This is a genomic window from Clavibacter sp. AC415 (assembly GCF_979252985.1).
In genome coordinates this window covers 139804-156093 of the sequence record NZ_CEEDAR010000015.1, presented here as the reverse complement: position 1 = coordinate 156093, position 16290 = coordinate 139804, and the positions used below count along the sequence as shown (strand labels likewise).

The following is a 16290-nucleotide window of genomic DNA, read 5'->3' as shown; positions in this document are numbered from 1 at the left end:
GCTGGCCCTATGCCTGCGGATCGTATGCCTGTCGACCGCGTCTTCACCCTCGCCTTCATCGCCCAGATCAGGCAGTGCTTCGGCGCAGCGGAAGCACGGCTAGAGATGGAGCTCGTCGCGGTCAAGCCAGTGACGGACGTGGACGCGGTCATCCTCTACCGCGACCGAATAGGCGGCCCTCTCCTCGGCCGCCTCTACGGCTTGAGGGACTACGCCGCACTCTTCTCGGACATCGCCCCCGCGACGCTTGCGGAGGAGGCCTGGCATGGCGACCTCATCGACCCGTCAGGCTCGGGTGAGCCAAGGACAGTCCCTTGGGCAGGTCAAGTGCACCCGAACTCTGAGGAGATCCGCTGGATCGGCGACACCGACATCTAAGAGCCCAACGCCGCACGTGGCCACCAAGCCGCTACATGGTCCGATAGGGGATCCCTAGCGGGACGCTTTGTAGATGACTGACGCGCTCGCTCGTGGGGTGAAGCGTGCGGCGAAGTCGATCTCGTGGGGAAGCCAGACGTCGCGCCACAGCGCCTCGTGGTCGCGGCCGAGCTCGGCGTCGCGGGCCATGCCGCGTGTCGCGGCCGTGTGGAGGTCGATGTCGCACCAGATCGCCACGTCCATGAAGGGAAGCGTGTCGGGGTGGAAGAGCCCGATCAGATCGACGACGAGGATGGTTGCGTGGGGGAGCGGCTCAGCTGCCCCGAGGGCTCGTGCGGACCAGTCTTACCGTCGGAACTCGCTGGTCTGTTCATCTCTGAACGGCACGAGCACCGTGGTCGCGAGCCGTTGCCGGTCCACGCCGTCCCAATCCGTCGACCGGCCGTGTGAGCGGACGGGGTCGAGGAAGTCATCGCCGCGGATCCGCATGGCTTCGGGAAGCTCTGCGACGAGCTCGCGTGCGAGTGTCGACTTGCCGGACCCGCAGTAGCCCGAGATGCCGATGACGAGCGGGTGCCCCGTTTCCCGCGCGCGGCGCGAGATGTGGTCGAGGAGGTCGCCTTGATCCATTCGGTCAGGCTAAGGGAGTCCTGCGGCTGGCCCTCGCAGAGCCGTCCGGTCAGGGATAGCTCATTGCGACGGGTTGTCCTCATGAATCCAGCTTGCGGTGTAGGTCATGCGCCCCTGGCGCGGGATCAGTCACTCCATGGAGGGACGCGGGCACGAGCCCCTCACCGAGAAGCTGAACCGATGGAACCTCACGAGCTCGGCCACAATCGCTTGGCGACTGCTGCACGCAGAGCGCCGATGAGCCGAGCGACACGCCTCGGTACTTGGCTGATTGCCTCCCTGATCATCGGGGTACCAGCCCTCGTGGGGCTTGCGGTCTGGGCGACGTCGCCGCCGGCCGTCGTGACCACCGTGGTGCGGGCGGACGGGACCGAGGAGCGCATCCAGTGGCGTGAACACCCCGGGCATGCGGAGTGGAGCGCCGCCGAAGCGCTGGCTGCTCCTCCGCTCGATGAGGCGATCGCTACGCAGGAGTCGATGGTGCGGGAGATGACGGACCGGCTGGCTTCGAGGTTCGGGATGTCGTGGTCGTCGGGCCCGGATCCTGCTCAGGCGGAGTCGATCACGTTCGAGACCGAGAACAGGTGGGGCGGGCCGTCCATGCTGCGAGGGGTGAACCTGCCGACGTGGCAGTCGGATGCGGTGCCGCACACATGGACCGGCAAGCGAGAGGCGATGCGGATCATGAGCGAGGTGCTGGTCGCCCACGGCTGGTCCGAGCCGTACCTGGATCAGGAACGGTGGCCGGAAGATCCCGAAGACCTCGTCGAGATGTACGGAGGGTCGCGACCGGAGGACCAGGTGCTGGTGGCTGGGGGAGCCGAGGGGCCCGGAAGTCAATGGATGTTCTTCTCGCTCCAGGACATGTCCCTAGACGCGGACGGCACGTTCGCGAAGCGGAACGAGGGCGCCGCCGCCTACGGGTGGGAGCAGAACTCGGTCAACATCAGCTTCGGAGCCAGCGGGCTCCTGCCCTCGGGAGACCGCGCGGAGTTCGAACGCCGCGCGGCACCCTTCGCCGGGTTGCCGCAGCCGGACGCACTCGAGGACTAGCTGCGCGGCGCGTCCGGGTAGGGGTAGCGGTCCCCTGGCGAACATGGCTGGGAGCGCCCAGACCACCGGTAAACGCCAAGTCGGGGGGGGGGCGTCATCTGCGGCCTCAGCCGCTGGGGCTCACGCCGGACGCAGGGCAGACGTGACCACGACGACGTCCTCTCCGTAGAGGGCGTCAGCTTCCGCTTGCATGGTGCCGTCGTCATAGAAGACGTCAACAGCCGCCCGACCGTCCCTGTCGCCTACTGCGAGCATTCCAGTCGGCGAGAACGGCCTGGAACTGTAGTCCTCGATGGCACGCGTCACGGCGTCTTGGTCAGCCGGGTCTGGGCGCGGCACGGAGGCCTCGTTCGCGTTTGCGGGAGCCGGCTCGGCTGGGCGCGTCATCGTGAAGCGTGTTCCATCCCAGGTGCCGAAGACGACGTAGTCACCCCAAGTGACCCCACTCTCCGATGTCTCGTCGTCGACGTCTGACCAGTTCCACCCGTCGATCGCGGATCCAGCACATCCGGGAGGTGATGACGCAGCAACTGCCCCCGCACACAGCATCGGTCCGGAGCCACCTTCGTCTTCGAGCACGAGTACCGTCGCAGTCAGCTCGTCCTCGGGAGCGTCTGATGGGGGCCCTGCGCTGGCCGTGGTGCAACCAGCAAGTAGCAGAGCTGCACCCGCTACAGCAAGACTCGAGCTTCTACGCTTCATGGCCGGAGTATGCGCGCTCTTCGGGCGCGATAGCCATACCGAGAGCTGGTTGAGTCGTTCCCGTTCAGATGTTTCGCGCAGAAAATTGCATTCGCCTCTCAGGCACGAGACCGCGACACTCCGATCGGTTGGCTGGGCGACGGCGCCTTCGGCGTCCGGAGAGAAATTCCCGTCCGGACGCGATAGCGGCTCCCTGTGCCGCGCTTGCATCAGCGTCTATTGCGGAACGTCGTGACCACACCGATCAGCATCAACACCACACCTGCGGGCACGCCGAGCACCACGAAGGCCGCCCACCGGCCGGTCAGTGGCTCACCGCCAGCAATCGCCGTGACTCCCAGGAGGACGCCGCAGAGCACAAACACACCAAGGCCATAGAGGAACCACTCGGGCCCGGAAGGGCTTCGACATATTCTGCTCACTACCTCTCCCTGCGTCGGGAACAGCCTGACGACTAGGAAAAACTGAGTATCCCTGTCGGCTATGGATCAGGGGCGAGCGCGCGCGACCAGGACGCCGAGGGGATGGCTACCCGGACTAGGCCCTCATTCGCGCTTCGACCACTTCGCGTCCTCCTGACGCATCCGCTCGAGAGTCTGCACCCACAAGCCGATCTGACCCGATACGACCAACACCAGTCCGGCAACCAGGAACGTCTTGTTCTCTGATGTCAGGAACACGACCATGCAAACGATGCCCAGGGTGCTGGCGAGGAGCCCGAACATCGCAAAGCGCGTGAGCTTGAAGTTGAGCCTGCGGCGCAGTGAGGGCATGCAGCAACGCTTTCACAGGCCTGCTGCTCAGCGGCAACCCGTGGGCCATCGGCTGTCGCACCCCGTTGTCCAGACAGGGATCCCCGTACGGACGCAGGCCGCGCAACGAGCAGAGATACTCTTTCCGGATGTCGTCCCCAGCCATGTCCCACGAAACCGTCGATGCTGCCGAGGATCGATTGCTCGACGCGATGCGCGCAAGTGACGTCGATGCGCTTGGTCAACTGCTCGCACCCGAGCTGATCTTCACGACACCCGAGGGCTTGATCATCAGCCGGGACGAAGATCTCGGAGCACATTCGTCGGGCACGACGAAGTTCGAGTCGATCGCTGAAATCAGTCGCAGCACGCTGGCCTTTGCCGGCGGCGCCCAGACCAGGTCCGTCGTAGACGTCGTTGTGATCGACCACGGCAAACGGATCGAGGCTCGGCTTCAATACGTCCGCTCATGGCAACGAATTGCCGGGCGCTGGATGGTTGTCTCCGGAAGCGCAACACTCGCACCCGCACCGAACGCCTGATCGTTCCGCTAAAGGATCCTCTTCCGGACGCGTACCCACAGAGGACTGAGTTCGGCACGCATGCGTTTAGCTGGGCGCGCGGGCATGCGGGCATGCGGGCATGCGAGAGTTCGGGCATGCAACGTGATCGCGATGGGGGCCGAGTCCGCACCCGAGCCCGTCGCTTGTTCACCCGCCCCGCCAGCACGCTATCCCTGCTGGCGCTTCCCGTGGCCGCAGTGGCGGTGGCGTTCTCGGACCTTGAAGCAGTGCCGACCTTCGTCCTGGCATTCGGGGTCTTCACGGCCGTTTGGCTACTCGGCCAATGCGTCACTGGCCGACTCAACAGGCGAGGCCCCGGTTGACCTCAAGCGCGACTCGTAGTCGCGCCCCGTCGGCGCCGAGGACAGGACCCTAGGTCCTACTTGGTGCGCCCCTGGCGCGCTGTCCCGCGTTGACGCCGTCGCGGTGGTCCGGGTAGGGATCCCCAGCCGGACAGCTCTCCGTCGGCTGGTGCCTGTGGACGGGGACGAATGACACGACACCGCTCTGCGCCGCTATGTCGTGGTCCTTCTCCTGCGAGGATCGGCCCATGCTGATATGGCTCACTGACTGGCAGGTCGCGGAGGACCACCTGTTCGTCGAGAGGGATGGCGTCGTGGATTGGACGGTCTACCCGGCGGACCTCGACTGGATGGCCCGGCTGATGGGGGATCGGCAGACGGGCATCGCCTGGCAGCTCGATGCCTACGGAGACGCAGTGGTCCAACCGTCGAGGCGGGTACGCGGACAGGTGGCGGAGATCCGCAGTGTGCGCTGCCGACAGCTGAGCTCTGATGAGGGCATGGTTCCTGAGCCAGGTGGAGCAGTCATGCATCCCGTGCGCGATACGTCGGGCTCCTGGCTGCGCCATGGTGGGACCGCTGCCGCTGCTGAGGCTCCACCTCCGGCCGGCGACGCCGATGGGCGGGTGGTCGTGTGGGGCTCGTACTCGAGCATCTCGTCGCAGGATGCAGCGGATGCGCTCTACGGGTACATCGTCACCATCGCTGATGACACGGACGTGGCGCCACCACACGGCGCCAGCACGTCCTGGTAGGGGATCCCCTACCGCACCAGTCCCGGACAGAGGCCCGGAGTCGCCGCGGAGCCCTAGCCCCTGTCGTCGGAGTCGAGCTTCGATCGTTTGCCGACCGCGACGGATCCGCGCACGACCCTCACGGCGACGAGCAGCGCCGTGATCCCGGATCCGATCATCAGGAGCACGCGGGCGACGACGGGTCCGTCGTACTGGAGGGCGAACACGAAGACCGGAGCAGCCGGGCGTATGACCTGTCCGGGGAGGGATCTCCCCTGGAGACGAGATCAGGAGGCGCCGGTTCGTCCGGTCGGCGGTCGGCGGTCGGTGGTCGACGACCAGACGAGATCGGATGGCCGACGCGGACTACGGGTGCTGTGGGGGCGCGATCAGCTCGAGGAATCCGCCGAGGGCGCCTTCGAGGTAGATGATGCGCGTGCCGGCTCTGGCGCCACCGGTCATCCGGTGAGGCGTGGCGACTGGTCTCCAGCCGTGTCCATCGCAGAGCTCGAGCACGCGATCGAGGTCGGAGACCGTGAGCGCGATGTGCACCATGCCGACGTGTGCGGGCGAGCCGGCGGACTCGAGCAGTCGGGGCGGGTCGTACTGCAGCAGCTCCACCCGGTGGGGGCCGAGCGTCACCGTCGCTGCGCGGATCACGGCTCCCCGGACGCCGGTGGTCGCCGCCGTGACCTCCGCGTCGAGCGTGAAGGTGCGCTCCAGCACGAACCCGAGACCGGAGCACCACAGCACCAACGCGTCGTCGAGGTCGGCCACGGTGAGACCGGAGTGAGCGATGTCGGAGATGAGCGGTGATGCCATGGCATCAGTATCGAGCTCGGTGGCTCCATGTCGTCACCGCGCCACGACCGCGTCATCCGCTTCACGCGCTGCGCCATCATCGGCGTGGCGGTCCGCGTCCTGGCCATCGGATGCTGCATCACGTTCCTCGTGACGGAGCACGAAGCGCTCCGGGCTGGAGGCGTGGTGCTCATGGTCGTGGGCCAGGTCACCATCGGGGTCCACCTCTCTGGGCGGACACGCGACGAGGAAGCGCGACGGATGAGGCAGTAGGCGCCGCGACGGCCTCCGGCCCGGAGGCTGTCGGGGGCGGCGCTACGCCGCGCCGACCTCCCGGCGGATCGCCGCCGCGAACCGGTCGATGTCGTCCTCGGTGGTGTCGAAGGAGCACATCCAGCGCACCTCGCGGCGGGCCGGGTCCCAGTCGTAGAAGCGGAACTCGCCGCGGAGGCGGTCGGCGACGCCCTCGGGGAGGATCGCGAACAGGCCGTTCGCCTGCGTCTCCTGCGTGAACTCCACGCCGTCGACGCCGTCGAGAGCCGCCCGAAGGCGCGCGGCCATCCCGTTCGCGTGGCGGGCGGAGCGGAGGTACAGCGGCACGCCGTCGACCTCGGATCCGAGGAGCGCCAGCAGCTGCGCGCTCACGAACCGCATCTTGGACGCGAGCTGCATGTTGAGCTTGCGGAGGTAGACGAGGCCCTCGGACGCCTCGGGGTCGAGCACGACGATCGCCTCGCCGTAGAGGAGGCCGTTCTTGGTGCCGCCGAAGCTCACCACGTCGACGCCCGCGTCGGACGTGAAGGCGCGGAAGGGGGCATCCAGCGTGGCCGCGGCGTTCGACAGCCGGGCGCCGTCCATGTGCAGCCGCATGCCGCGCTCGTGCGCGTGGTCGGCGATGGCGCGCACCTCGGCCGGCGTGTAGACGGTGCCGAGCTCGGTGGTCTGCGTGATGCTCACGGCGAGCGGCTGGGCCCGGTGCTCGTCGCCCCAGCCCCACGCCTCGCGGTCGATGAGCTCGGGCGTGAGCTTGCCGTCCTCGGTGGGCACCTGGAGCAGCTTGATGCCCGCGACGCGCTCGGGGGCGCCGCCCTCGTCGGTGTTGATGTGCGCGGTGGTCGCGCAGACCACCGCGCCCCATCGCGGCAGCATCGAGAGGAGGCCCGTGACGTTGGCGCCCGTGCCGTTGAAGACGGGGAACGCCTCGGCGCCGCGCCCGAAGTGCTCACCTACGGCCTCCTGCAGACGCGCCGTGTACGCGTCGCCGCCGTACGCGACCTGGTGCCCGCCGTTCGCCGCGGCGATGGCCTCGAGCACCTCGGGATGGATCCCGGAGTAGTTGTCGGAGGCGAAGCCGCGGGCGGCGGTGTCGTGGAGGTGGAGGGGGGAGGCGGAGGCGGGGGAGGTGGGCGCGTCGGTCACCTGTCCATCCTCCCGCACCGCCTGCGGCCTCGGGATCACGGGGTCCCGGCTCACGGCGTCAGGATCACCTTGCCCGCGACCGTGCGTGACTCCGCGAGGGCGAGGGCCGCCCCGGCATCCGCGAGCGGGAAGCGGGCGGCGATGCTCGCCGTGACCGTCCCCTCGGCCACGAGGGCGAGCACGCGCCCGAGGTCGTGCTCGAGATGCGCACGGAACCGTCGCGGCCGGGTGGAGTGGCCGGCCCACAGGTCGTAGAACGCGGCGCGGCGGCCGGTGGGGAGGGCATCCCACGCGAGCACCTGGGCGAGGGCGCGGAGGAAGGGCGGCCAGATGCTGCCGGAGCCCCGGAGGACGCTGATGATCGAGTAGACGACGAGCGCGCCGCCGGGGGCGAGCAGGCTCCAGGCGAGCCGCGTGGTCGCGCCGCCGATGTTGTCGAACACGGCGTCCACACCGCCGGGCGCGAGCTCGCGGACGACACGGGCGAGATCCGGATCGGCGTAGTCGACGGGCACGACGCCGGCCGCGCGCAGGGCGTCGTGGTGGCGCGGGGACGCGGCGCCGATGACGCGGATGCCGGCGTGGTGCGCCAGCTGGATGAGGATGCCGCCGACCCCGCCGCTCGCGCCGAAGAGGAGCACGGTGCCGCCGCGCTCGACCCGTGCCGTCCGGTGCAGCATCTGCCACGCGGTGACCCCGTTGACGGTGACGGCTTCCGCCTGCTCGGGCGAGACGCCCTCGGGCACGGGGATCGCGTCGCGCTCCCGCACGACCGCGTACCCGGACCACGCACCCGTCTTCGTCATGACCGCCACGCGCCGGCCCACGAGGGAGGCGTCGCCGCCGGGGCCGACCTCGACGACGCGGCCCACCAGGTCGTAGCCGGGCGTGAAGGGGAACGGCGGCTGGCCGGGGTAGCGCCCGAGGCGCATCGACTGCTCGGCGTAGGAGACGCCGGTCGCCTCCACGTGGACGAGGACCCGGCCGCGACCCGGGTGGTCGACCGCGGCCTCCTCGACGCGGAGGCCGGACGGGTCGACGACGCCGGGGAGGACGACCCGGGTGGTGCGGAGGGGCGCGGGGGAAGAGGACGGGGACATGAGGGCTCCTAGGTGAGTGATCGGACAGTCACAACTGCGGGTGGACGAGTGCGGATGGAGGGGGTGGGGTGAGATGAGGGGCGGAGGTGCGAGGGGATGCGTCGCACGCGCCGGGCGTAGGGGGCGCCGGTCGCGGATCAGCCCGTGTGGCGGATCCCGGCGGAGATGATGCCGGCCCACTCGGACGGCACGGCGGCGAGGTCGGCCTGCACGACGAGGTGGCAGAGCTGGCCGTAGGCGATGAAGCGCTGGACGGCGGCGTGGTCGGCGCCGGATCCGAGGGTCACGGCCCGCACCACGGCGGCCAGGCCGCGCCGCACCGCCTCCCGGATCTCGGGCACCTCGCACGCGCTCTGGGCGTGCACCTGGAGGCGGATGAGGTCCCGGTCCTCGATGAGGGCGATGTAGGCGAGCGTCATCGCGTCGAGGCGGTCGGCGGGATCGGTGGAGGGCGTCCGCTCGCCCGCCTCCGCCAGCGCGGCGGCGACGAGCTCGTAGCACCGGTCGACGGCGGCGACGAAGAGGCCGAGCTTGCCGGGGAAGAGGCGGAACACGTAGGCGGGGGAGACGCCGACCGCCTGCGCCACGTCGGTGACGGGCGTGGCGTGGTACCCCGTGCGCGCGAAGGCGGTGACGGCGGCGGTCGTGATCCGCGCGCGCTGCGCCTCGGCGGTGGAGCGGGTGGGGGTGCCGGGCGTCGTCATGTGACTGATCGAACACTAACTCGTGACCCGTGTCAAGGCCGCGGGACGACGGAGCCGCGCGGTCGTCCGGGGGATGTCCGTCCGGAGCCGTCACCCGACGCCCGCCCGGAGTGGCGCCTAGCCTTCGACCATGCGATCCCGGCTGCTCCACGCCCGCGAGTCCTTCTGGCTCCTGCCCGCGCTGCTGGGCGTCGGGGCGGTGGTCCTCGCCCTGGGGCTCGTCGAGGTCGACCGGCTGCTCGTCGCGGCCGGGATCGACGACATCCCGCTGATCGAGGACCTGTCGGCGACCGGCGGGCGCGCGATCCTCTCCGCGATCGGCGGCACGATGCTGGGCGTCGCCGCCACCTCCTTCTCCATCACCATCTCCGTGCTCGCCACCACGTCGTCCGCGTACGGGCCGCGGCTCGTGCGGAACTTCATGGCCGACCGCGGCAACCAGGTCGTGCTCGCCGTGCTCACCTCGACGTTCCTGTACGCGCTCATCGTCCTGCGCTCCATCCACACGGAGGACGACGGCGTGGTCGGCTTCGTGCCGGTGCTCGCCGTGAGCGCCGCGGTGCTGCTCGCCGTCGCGGACGTCGCCGTGCTCGTGTACTTCATCCACCACATCGCCGTGTCCGTGCAGGTCACGACGCTGCAGACGCGCGTGCTCGAGGACCTGGAGCGCGTGATCGACGTGACGCGGCCGGAGCGGGACGACGCGGCGGGGCGCGCGGCCACGGACGCGGCGCCTGCGGATGGGGTGGGCGCGGACGCGGGGCCTACGGGTCCGGGGCCGACGGGTGCGGTGCCCTCGGGCGCGGTGCGCGTCGTGCGCGCCACGGGCACCGGGTACGTCGCGGGCGTCGACCTGGCGGCGCTCGTCGCGGCCGCCGCGCGCGCCGACGCGCGGTACCGGGTCGTCGCGCTGCCGGGGACGCACGTGGTGGACGGGGACCCGCTGCTCGAGGTCGTGGGCGGCGGCGGCGGTGCTGGCGGTGATGCGGATCCTGCCGACGCCGCCGACGCCGCCGCCCGCCTCGCCGTCGACCTGCAGCCCGCCCGCACGCCGCACCAGGACATCGGCTACGCGGTGCAGCAGATGGTGGAGATCGGCGTGCGCGGACTCGCCTCCGGCACGAACGACCCGTACACGGCGGTCGGCGCGCTCGACGCCCTCTCCGGCGCGCTGCGCACCCTGTGCCTCCGCCCGACGCCCGAGGTGGACGTGCTCCGGGACGACGACGGCGTGCCGCGCGTCGAGATCCGCTGGCCGCGGCCCTCCGCGCTCGTGTCGGAGGCGTTCCTGGCGGTGCGGGCGTACGGGGTCGGGCACGTGCTCGTGATGCGCGCGATGCTGCGCCTCGCCGAGCGGCTGGCCGCGGTCGCTGACGACGAGGTGCGCCGCACGCTGCACCACGAGTTGCGGGCGCTCGCGGCGTCGTACGAGCGGACGGATCCGGAGCCGGTCGACGCCGATCCGATGCGGGAGCGGCTCGCCGGGCTCGAGGCGGCGCTGGCGGACGCGCGCGGCTAGGCCGGGAAGCCGTGCAGCGCCACGTGCTGCACCAGGATCACCGTCTTGCCGTCGGCGATGCGGCCGTCCGTGATCATCGCCAGCGCCTCCTCGAGCGTGACCTCGACGCGCTCGATGTCCTCGCCTTCCTCCGCGACCCCGCCGCCCGCCCCGACGACGTCGGCGGGCGCGTAGGCCGCGAGGTAGTGGTGGACGCGCTCCGTGACGGATCCGGGGCTCATGAACAGGTCGAAGAGGTGCGTGAGCGCGACGATCTCCACGCCGAGCTCCTCGCGGGCCTCGCGCCGGATCGCGTCCTCGGGGGAGTCCTCGTCGAGGAGCCCCGCCGCCGCCTCGACGAGCATCCCGTCGGGGTGGCCGTTCACGTAGGCGGGGTAGCGGAACTGGCGGGTGAGGAGGAGCCGGTGCGTGTCGGCGGCGTAGAGCAGGACGGTCGCGCCGTCGCCCCGGTCGTACGTCTCGCGCTGCTGGGCCTGCCACGTCCCGTCGCGGAGCCGCAGGTCGAGGGTGGTGCGGCGGAGCACGTGCCACCCGTCGGAGGTCACCTCCACGCGCTTCACGACCACGTCGGGATTGCGGTCGAGGTCCGTCCCGCGGAGGTGGAGGCCGGTGCGGCCCCGCGAGTCGGGCACGGTCTCACCGGGGCGCGTCATGCTCCCATCGTCGGGGACGGAGCGGGGGCGCCGCGTCCGCCGGAGGTCGCATCCGTCGGCCTGACGGCTGCGGCGACCCGACGGCTGACGCGAGCTACCCGCTGATGCGACCCGGCGGTCGGCGACCCCGCGGCCGACGACCCGGCCGCCGACGCGATGCGGAGGATCAGGCGCGGCCCTGCAGGATGAGGTTCCAGTACACCCAGGGGAGCACGTACCGGTCGGCGAGGTAGGTGATGCGGCGCTCCTTCGCGAGGCCCTTCCAGCCCGGGATCGTGGGCTTCGGCCGGTACCGGTCGTCGAACTCCGCGAACACGACGGTGGAGCGGGAGACCACGAACGGGCAGACGGAGTAGCCGTCGTAGGTCTGCGGCAGCGGCTTGCCCTCGCGCGCCGCGACGAGGTTCTTCGCGACCGCCGTGGTCTGGTTGCGGAGGGCGCCGCCGGACTTCGAGTTGGTGGTGGCGGCCGCGTCGCCGAGGGCCCACACGTCGGGGAAGCGCGGGTGGCGGAGGGTCAGCGGATCCACCTCGACGAAGCCGCCGGGATCGCCGGGAGCGGCGAGGCCGGTGCCGGCCAGCCAGTCGGGTGCGGACTGCGGCGGCACGGCGTGCAGCACGTCGTACGCGAGGGTCTCGCGGTGCACGTCGGCCTCGGCGTCGGCGTCGGCGGCGCGCGCCGGCCGGTCGGCGCCCATGAGCGCGCGGGCGCGGTCGTCCCCGGCGATGACGACGGTGCGCGCGACGGGATCGACCTCCACCAGCTCCCGGCCGTAGCGCACCTCGATGCCGTACTCGGCGACCTTGCGCTCGAGCTCCGCGTCGATGAGCGGCATGCCGAACATGGTGGGCGTCGGCACGACGAGCACCACGCGGATGTCGTCCAGCACGCCGAGGGCGCGCCAGTGGTCGCACGCGAGGTACATGGGCTTCTGCGACGCCCCCGAGCAGGTGCCGGGGCCGGCCGGCTGCGTGAAGACGACCGTGCCGGAGCGCACCTCGCGGAGCACCGCGGAGGCCTTCGCCGCGTACGCGTGCTCGTAGTTGGAGATGCCGACGGGCGACGCCATGGCCGCGACGAGGCCGGGCACCCGGTCCCAGTCCTTCTGGATGCCGGGGCAGACGACGAGCTGCCCGTACGAGACGCGGCGGCCCGACGCCAGGGTCACGGCCTTCGCGTGCGGGTCGACGTCGGCGACGCGGTCCTGGATCCACGTGACGCCCCGCGGGGTGACGGAGCCCTGCGGCCGCGTGGCCTCCGAGGCCCGCGCCGTGCCGCCCGCGACGTGGGAGAACATCGGCTGGTAGTAGTGGGTGCCGCGCGGCTCGACGACCGCCACGTCGGAGACGCCGAGGCGACGCAGTCGCCCCGCGACGGACAGCCCCGCGTTCCCCCCGCCGATGACGAGGACGTCGTGGTGCGGGGTCGTGCCGGAGGCATCGGTCATGGCCTCACCCTAGGGCGGGGGTCCGACATCCCGGTCGGAGCGGCGGGACGGGGCCCGCGGGCGCGATCGTCAGGAGGGGCCGGCGGCCACGGCGTCCTCGACGAGCCGGCCCGTGACGTGGACGAGGACCGTGCCGTCCCCGTCGGGCTCCGCCGCGACCAGGTCGCGGACGCGCTCGCCGACCGCGCGGATCACGTCGGCGGCCGGGCGGTCGGCCGCCGTCGCCACGTGCACGGCGACCCGGACGGAGCCGTCGGCCCGGTCGACGTCGACCAGCATGCCGGGGGCCTCGAGGCGCAGCCGCTCGACGATCGCGACGGCGGCGGCCTCGAGGACCGGCTGCGCGGCGTAGACGCCCGTCACGCCGTCGACGGCGCGCACGGCCGCGGTCAGACGGCGGGACAGGTCGGCGTCGTCGGTCATCGGCGGGGCTCCTCGGTCGGGTCGGCGTCGGCCGCGGCGTCGGGGTCGCCGGGCATCCGGATGTCGTCCACAGTCACGTCGACCTCGCCCACGGTGAGCTCCGTGTGGCGGGCGAGCGCCTGGCGGATGCGCTCGCGCAGCCGGTCGGCGGTGCCGGCGACCGGCATCGGGAACTCCATGGCGCAGGTCACCTCGACGCGGATCACCGCACCGGGCGTCCCCACGTCGCCGTCGAGCACGCAGCGGCCCATGATGACGCCGCCCATGCTGTCGCCCGCGCGGCGCACGATGCCGCGGACGGCCGCCTCCGTGAGGGTGAGGCGGAGGGCCGCGTCCGGGTGGCTGATCGGGATGTCGCGGCCGGAGCGCACCTCGGCGCCGATGGTGTCGAGGAGGCCCGAGATCCACGCGGCGTCGCGGTCGGGATCGCGGTCGGCCTCGCGGCGCAGGCCGGAGGCGGAGAGCTCGGAGAGGCGGGTCAGGTTGGCGAGGGCGAGGCGGCAGGCGGCCGACCCCTCGATGCCGGGATCGGCGGGCGTGCGGCCGCGGTCGAGGTAGTCCGCGAGCTCGTCGATGGTGCGCCCGTCGATCAGGTCGTCGGGCGGCTCGGGGCGCTCGCGCGCGTCGTCCGTCATCGCCATGCCTCCAGTTCGCGGAGCAGGAACCGCCGGGCTCGGGCCAGCAGGCCGCGGACGGTGGAGAGGGGGAGGTCGAGCTCGTCCGCGATCTCCTGGTAGCTGAGGCCCGCCGTCTCACGGAGGAGCCAGCACCTCCGCTGGTCGCCCGGCAGCCTCCCGACAGCGTCCCACACCGCGTCGAGCTGGAGCCGGGTCTCGACGATGCGCTCGGGACCGGTCGCGGCCGGTGCCGGCGGATCCCAGTCGTCGATGTCGTCGTGGTGGCGGCGCACGCGGATCCGGTCGATGGCCTTGTGCGTGACGATCCGGATCAGCCACGAGCGGATGCCCGCGGGGCTGTCGAGCTCGCCGAGGCGGCGCCACCCGGTGAGGAAGGCCTCCTGCACGACGTCGTCGGACTCCACGTCGGAGCCGAGGATGCGCGCCGCGTACACGCGCAGGAGCGGTCCGTGCCGGCGGGCGAGCTGCGCGAACGCCTGCACGTCGCCGTCGGCCGCGCGGGACGCGAGGGTGGCGTCGGCGGCGTGGAGGAGCGGGTCCTCGTCGGTGCCGATGATCGCCTCCAGCCGGTGTCGTCGTCCACGTCCGCGTTCCCGGCCGTGCCCCGGGACGAGCATGCCCGACGGTCGCGGGGCCGATCCCCGCGCTGGCCGGAAAGCGCACGCCGCACGCCGTCCGGTGGCCGCGGAGCGAAGGGCGGCCGCTCCCGCCTGGAGGAACGCTGGACGTCCGGGACGAGCCGGGGGCGCCGCCCGTCTCCTTGACGTGCCGGTCATCCAGCCGGCACCGCGATCCCCTCCGGGACGCGCCCCACCCACCACCAGGAGCACCACATGACCGACGTCACCCCCGCCACCGCCTCCAGCCGCGCCGCCGCCAAGCACACCCCCGCCGGCTCCGCCTCGGGCAAGAACACGATCGCCGACGGCGTCGTGGAGAAGGTCGCCGGCATCGCGGCCCGCCAGGTCCCCGGCGTGCACGACCTCGGCAACGGCGCGGCCCGTGCCGTCGGCGCGATCCGCAACGTCATCGGCCAGCAGGACCGCGGCCAGGGCATCTCCGTCGAGGTCGGCGAGAAGCAGGTCGCGGCCGACATCATCGTCGTCGCCGAGTACCCCGTCGCCCTGCAGGACCTCGCGGACCGGATCCGCGAGTCCGTCACCGACGCCATCTCGCAGGTCGTCGGCATGGACGTGACCGAGGTCAACGTCACCGTCTCCGACGTGCACATCCCGTCGGACGACAAGGACGAGGACGAGGGCAGCACGAGCCGCGTCCAGTAGCACCTCCCGCGGACGGGACCGGGGACGCCCCGGTCCCGTCGCCGCGCGCGGGGGAGGCGGATCGCGGATCCCGCCCCGCGCGCCCCGCACCACCCGCACCGCACCACCGAAGGAGCACCGCCGTGAACGACGCCGCACCCGCCATCCGTCCCATCGACCTGTCCGGCATCGACGCCGCGCACCCGGAGGGGGAGACCGCCGCGCACCGCATCGGCGTCGCCGCCGCCGAGACCGCCGCGGGCGTCACCGGCGTCCACCACCTGGGCGGCACCGCCGCGCGGGCCCTCGACGCCGCGTCGCGGGCGATCCGCGGCACCAGCACCGGCCCCGGCGTCACGGTCTCCGAGGAGGACGGCGGCACCGTGATCGACCTCGACCTCGTGGTCGAGTACCCGCACCCCGTGCAGGACGTGGTCGACGAGGCGCGCGAGCAGGTCGCGCACGCCGCCCGCCAGATCGCGCCCGGCGCCGTGCGCGTGAACATCCGCGTCACGGATGTGCACGGGCCGTTCGACGACGAGCAGTCGCCGGCGGGCGCCGCGCTCGAGAAGGCGAGGGACGCCGGTGCCGACGCGGTCGACCGCGCCAAGGCGGCCGGGTCCGACGCGCTCGACCGTGCGAAGGCGGCCGGGTCCGACACGGCCGACCGCGCGCGCGCGGCGGGCACCGAGGCGTCCGAGCGGATCCGGGACGCGTCCGCCGACGCCGCGGATCGGGCGCAGGACGCCGGATCCCGCGCCGCCGACACCGCGAAGGGCATCGGCTCCGAGGTGGCCGACCGCGCGAAGGCCGCCGGCGCCGTGCTCGCCGACTCCGCGCGGGCCGACGCGCAGGCCACCCGCGACGCCGCCGAGGACCGCGACGCCGCGGCCGACGAGCGCGCCGGCCTCGACGAGCGTGCCGCTGCCGAAGCCGCCGACTTCGACACCTACGGCCACGACGGCGAGCACCCCGCCCCCGAGGTCACCGTCATCGTCGACGGGCACGGCGACGGATCCACCCGCATCGAGGTCGACGGCCCCGCCACCGTCGAGGTGCAGGGCGACCGCGTGGAGGTCGACGGGGAGGACACCCACCGGGACGACGCCGCGCACCGGGACGACGACGCGCACCGGGACGACGAGGGCTCCACGCCCGCCGACCGCCCCTAGCGATCCGCGGCGCGGGCGTCGGGCGGCCGTCCGTCCGA

The 16290-nt window shown here is 72.1% G+C and carries 23 protein-coding genes; 8 read left to right on the top strand and 15 right to left on the bottom strand.

The features are described from left to right. Nucleotides 1-24 precede the first annotated feature (24 nt). Nucleotides 25-378 carry a hypothetical protein gene (locus ACZ411_RS07150; RefSeq protein ID WP_464169543.1) on the top strand — a complete coding sequence of 118 codons (354 nt, stop codon included), beginning with the start codon at nucleotides 25-27 and terminating at the stop codon, nucleotides 376-378. 54 nt (nucleotides 379-432) lie between these two features. Here ACZ411_RS07150 and ACZ411_RS07145 read toward each other — a convergent pair whose 3' ends face one another. Both ACZ411_RS07145 and ACZ411_RS07140 read right to left on the bottom strand, forming a co-directional pair. After that, nucleotides 433-621: a hypothetical protein gene (locus tag ACZ411_RS07145; protein WP_464169541.1), complete on the bottom strand. Its 189-nt coding sequence runs from the start codon at nucleotides 619-621 to the stop codon at nucleotides 433-435. Nucleotides 622-723: 102 nt separating this feature from the next. Beyond that, the gene (locus ACZ411_RS07140; protein WP_464169539.1) at nucleotides 724-1008 is read right to left on the bottom strand and encodes an AAA family ATPase; all 285 of its coding nucleotides are present in this window, start codon (nucleotides 1006-1008) and stop codon (nucleotides 724-726) included. A gap of 180 nt (nucleotides 1009-1188) precedes the next feature. On the opposite strand from ACZ411_RS07140, the gene ACZ411_RS07135 reads away from it, so the two are divergent. Beyond that, nucleotides 1189-2061 carry a hypothetical protein gene (locus ACZ411_RS07135; RefSeq protein ID WP_464169537.1) on the top strand — a complete coding sequence of 291 codons (873 nt, stop codon included), beginning with the start codon at nucleotides 1189-1191 and terminating at the stop codon, nucleotides 2059-2061. A 120-nt stretch (nucleotides 2062-2181) separates the two neighbouring features. On the opposite strand, the gene ACZ411_RS07130 is transcribed toward ACZ411_RS07135, so the two are convergent. The 3 genes from ACZ411_RS07130 to ACZ411_RS07120 form a co-directional block, all read right to left on the bottom strand. Next, complete coding sequence (locus tag ACZ411_RS07130) at nucleotides 2182-2640, bottom strand: hypothetical protein (RefSeq protein WP_464169535.1); 459 nt, start codon at nucleotides 2638-2640, stop codon at nucleotides 2182-2184. Between the two features lie 332 nt (nucleotides 2641-2972). Then, nucleotides 2973-3185 carry a hypothetical protein gene (locus ACZ411_RS07125; protein ID WP_464169533.1) on the bottom strand — a complete coding sequence of 71 codons (213 nt, stop codon included), beginning with the start codon at nucleotides 3183-3185 and terminating at the stop codon, nucleotides 2973-2975. A gap of 123 nt (nucleotides 3186-3308) precedes the next feature. Next, on the bottom strand, nucleotides 3309-3536 hold the full coding sequence (locus tag ACZ411_RS07120) for a hypothetical protein (RefSeq protein WP_464169531.1): 228 nt from the start codon (nucleotides 3534-3536) through the stop codon (nucleotides 3309-3311). 143 nt (nucleotides 3537-3679) lie between these two features. Here ACZ411_RS07120 and ACZ411_RS07115 point away from each other — a divergent pair, with 143 nt between their 5' ends. Then, entirely contained in the window at nucleotides 3680-4057 is a 378-nt protein-coding gene (locus tag ACZ411_RS07115) for a nuclear transport factor 2 family protein (protein ID WP_464169529.1), read from the top strand. A gap of 571 nt (nucleotides 4058-4628) precedes the next feature. Beyond that, nucleotides 4629-5135, top strand: a complete 507-nt coding sequence (locus ACZ411_RS07110) for a DUF6578 domain-containing protein (protein WP_104291302.1) — start codon at nucleotides 4629-4631, stop codon at nucleotides 5133-5135. Between the two features lie 53 nt (nucleotides 5136-5188). On the opposite strand, the gene ACZ411_RS07105 is transcribed toward ACZ411_RS07110, so the two are convergent. Both ACZ411_RS07105 and ACZ411_RS07100 read right to left on the bottom strand, forming a co-directional pair. Beyond that, nucleotides 5189-5341: a hypothetical protein gene (locus ACZ411_RS07105; RefSeq protein ID WP_464169526.1), complete on the bottom strand. Its 153-nt coding sequence runs from the start codon at nucleotides 5339-5341 to the stop codon at nucleotides 5189-5191. 139 nt (nucleotides 5342-5480) lie between these two features. Then, the gene (locus ACZ411_RS07100) at nucleotides 5481-5936 is read right to left on the bottom strand and encodes a VOC family protein (RefSeq protein WP_464169524.1); all 456 of its coding nucleotides are present in this window, start codon (nucleotides 5934-5936) and stop codon (nucleotides 5481-5483) included. Between the two features lie 27 nt (nucleotides 5937-5963). Here ACZ411_RS07100 and ACZ411_RS07095 point away from each other — a divergent pair, with 27 nt between their 5' ends. Beyond that, nucleotides 5964-6188 carry a hypothetical protein gene (locus ACZ411_RS07095; RefSeq protein ID WP_464169522.1) on the top strand — a complete coding sequence of 75 codons (225 nt, stop codon included), beginning with the start codon at nucleotides 5964-5966 and terminating at the stop codon, nucleotides 6186-6188. A gap of 42 nt (nucleotides 6189-6230) precedes the next feature. Here ACZ411_RS07095 and ACZ411_RS07090 read toward each other — a convergent pair whose 3' ends face one another. The 3 genes from ACZ411_RS07090 to ACZ411_RS07080 form a co-directional block, all read right to left on the bottom strand. Further along, nucleotides 6231-7334, bottom strand: coding sequence for a threonine aldolase family protein (locus tag ACZ411_RS07090; RefSeq protein WP_464169520.1), 1104 nt, complete (start codon nucleotides 7332-7334; stop codon nucleotides 6231-6233). Between the two features lie 50 nt (nucleotides 7335-7384). Then, nucleotides 7385-8434 carry a zinc-binding dehydrogenase gene (locus ACZ411_RS07085; RefSeq protein WP_464169518.1) on the bottom strand — a complete coding sequence of 350 codons (1050 nt, stop codon included), beginning with the start codon at nucleotides 8432-8434 and terminating at the stop codon, nucleotides 7385-7387. A 137-nt stretch (nucleotides 8435-8571) separates the two neighbouring features. After that, on the bottom strand, nucleotides 8572-9138 hold the full coding sequence (locus tag ACZ411_RS07080; protein ID WP_464169516.1) for a TetR/AcrR family transcriptional regulator: 567 nt from the start codon (nucleotides 9136-9138) through the stop codon (nucleotides 8572-8574). Between the two features lie 130 nt (nucleotides 9139-9268). Between ACZ411_RS07080 and ACZ411_RS07075 the strand changes: the two genes are divergently transcribed. After that, nucleotides 9269-10657: a DUF2254 domain-containing protein gene (locus tag ACZ411_RS07075; protein WP_464169514.1), complete on the top strand. Its 1389-nt coding sequence runs from the start codon at nucleotides 9269-9271 to the stop codon at nucleotides 10655-10657. Here ACZ411_RS07075 and ACZ411_RS07070 read toward each other — a convergent pair. The 5 genes from ACZ411_RS07070 to ACZ411_RS07050 all read right to left on the bottom strand — a co-directional run bounded on the left by ACZ411_RS07070 (nucleotide 10654) and on the right by ACZ411_RS07050 (nucleotide 14435). Beyond that, a complete protein-coding gene (locus ACZ411_RS07070; protein WP_464169512.1) occupies nucleotides 10654-11310 on the bottom strand; it encodes an NUDIX domain-containing protein in 657 nt (218 codons plus the stop codon). The two genes, ACZ411_RS07075 and ACZ411_RS07070, sit on opposite strands and share 4 nt — an antisense overlap. Before the next feature lie 166 nt (nucleotides 11311-11476). Continuing rightward, entirely contained in the window at nucleotides 11477-12757 is a 1281-nt protein-coding gene (locus ACZ411_RS07065) for an NAD(P)/FAD-dependent oxidoreductase (RefSeq protein WP_464169510.1), read from the bottom strand. A 69-nt stretch (nucleotides 12758-12826) separates the two neighbouring features. Then, entirely contained in the window at nucleotides 12827-13180 is a 354-nt protein-coding gene (locus tag ACZ411_RS07060) for a hypothetical protein (protein WP_104345086.1), read from the bottom strand. Further along, nucleotides 13177-13821: an Asp23/Gls24 family envelope stress response protein gene (locus tag ACZ411_RS07055; RefSeq protein WP_094114863.1), complete on the bottom strand. Its 645-nt coding sequence runs from the start codon at nucleotides 13819-13821 to the stop codon at nucleotides 13177-13179. The genes ACZ411_RS07060 and ACZ411_RS07055 overlap by 4 nt, the downstream gene beginning before the upstream one ends. Next, complete coding sequence (locus tag ACZ411_RS07050) at nucleotides 13812-14435, bottom strand: RNA polymerase sigma factor (protein WP_464169507.1); 624 nt, start codon at nucleotides 14433-14435, stop codon at nucleotides 13812-13814. Before ACZ411_RS07050 ends, ACZ411_RS07055 begins: the two co-directional genes overlap by 10 nt. A gap of 216 nt (nucleotides 14436-14651) precedes the next feature. Between ACZ411_RS07050 and ACZ411_RS07045 the strand changes: the two genes are divergently transcribed. Together ACZ411_RS07045 and ACZ411_RS07040 are read left to right on the top strand one after the other, a co-directional pair. Next, a complete protein-coding gene (locus tag ACZ411_RS07045; protein WP_094114864.1) occupies nucleotides 14652-15101 on the top strand; it encodes an Asp23/Gls24 family envelope stress response protein in 450 nt (149 codons plus the stop codon). Nucleotides 15102-15223: 122 nt separating this feature from the next. Further along, nucleotides 15224-16252 (top strand): Asp23/Gls24 family envelope stress response protein, encoded by a 1029-nt coding sequence (locus tag ACZ411_RS07040; RefSeq protein ID WP_464169505.1) that lies wholly within the window; start codon nucleotides 15224-15226, stop codon nucleotides 16250-16252. The last annotated feature ends 38 nt before the right edge of the window (nucleotides 16253-16290 follow it).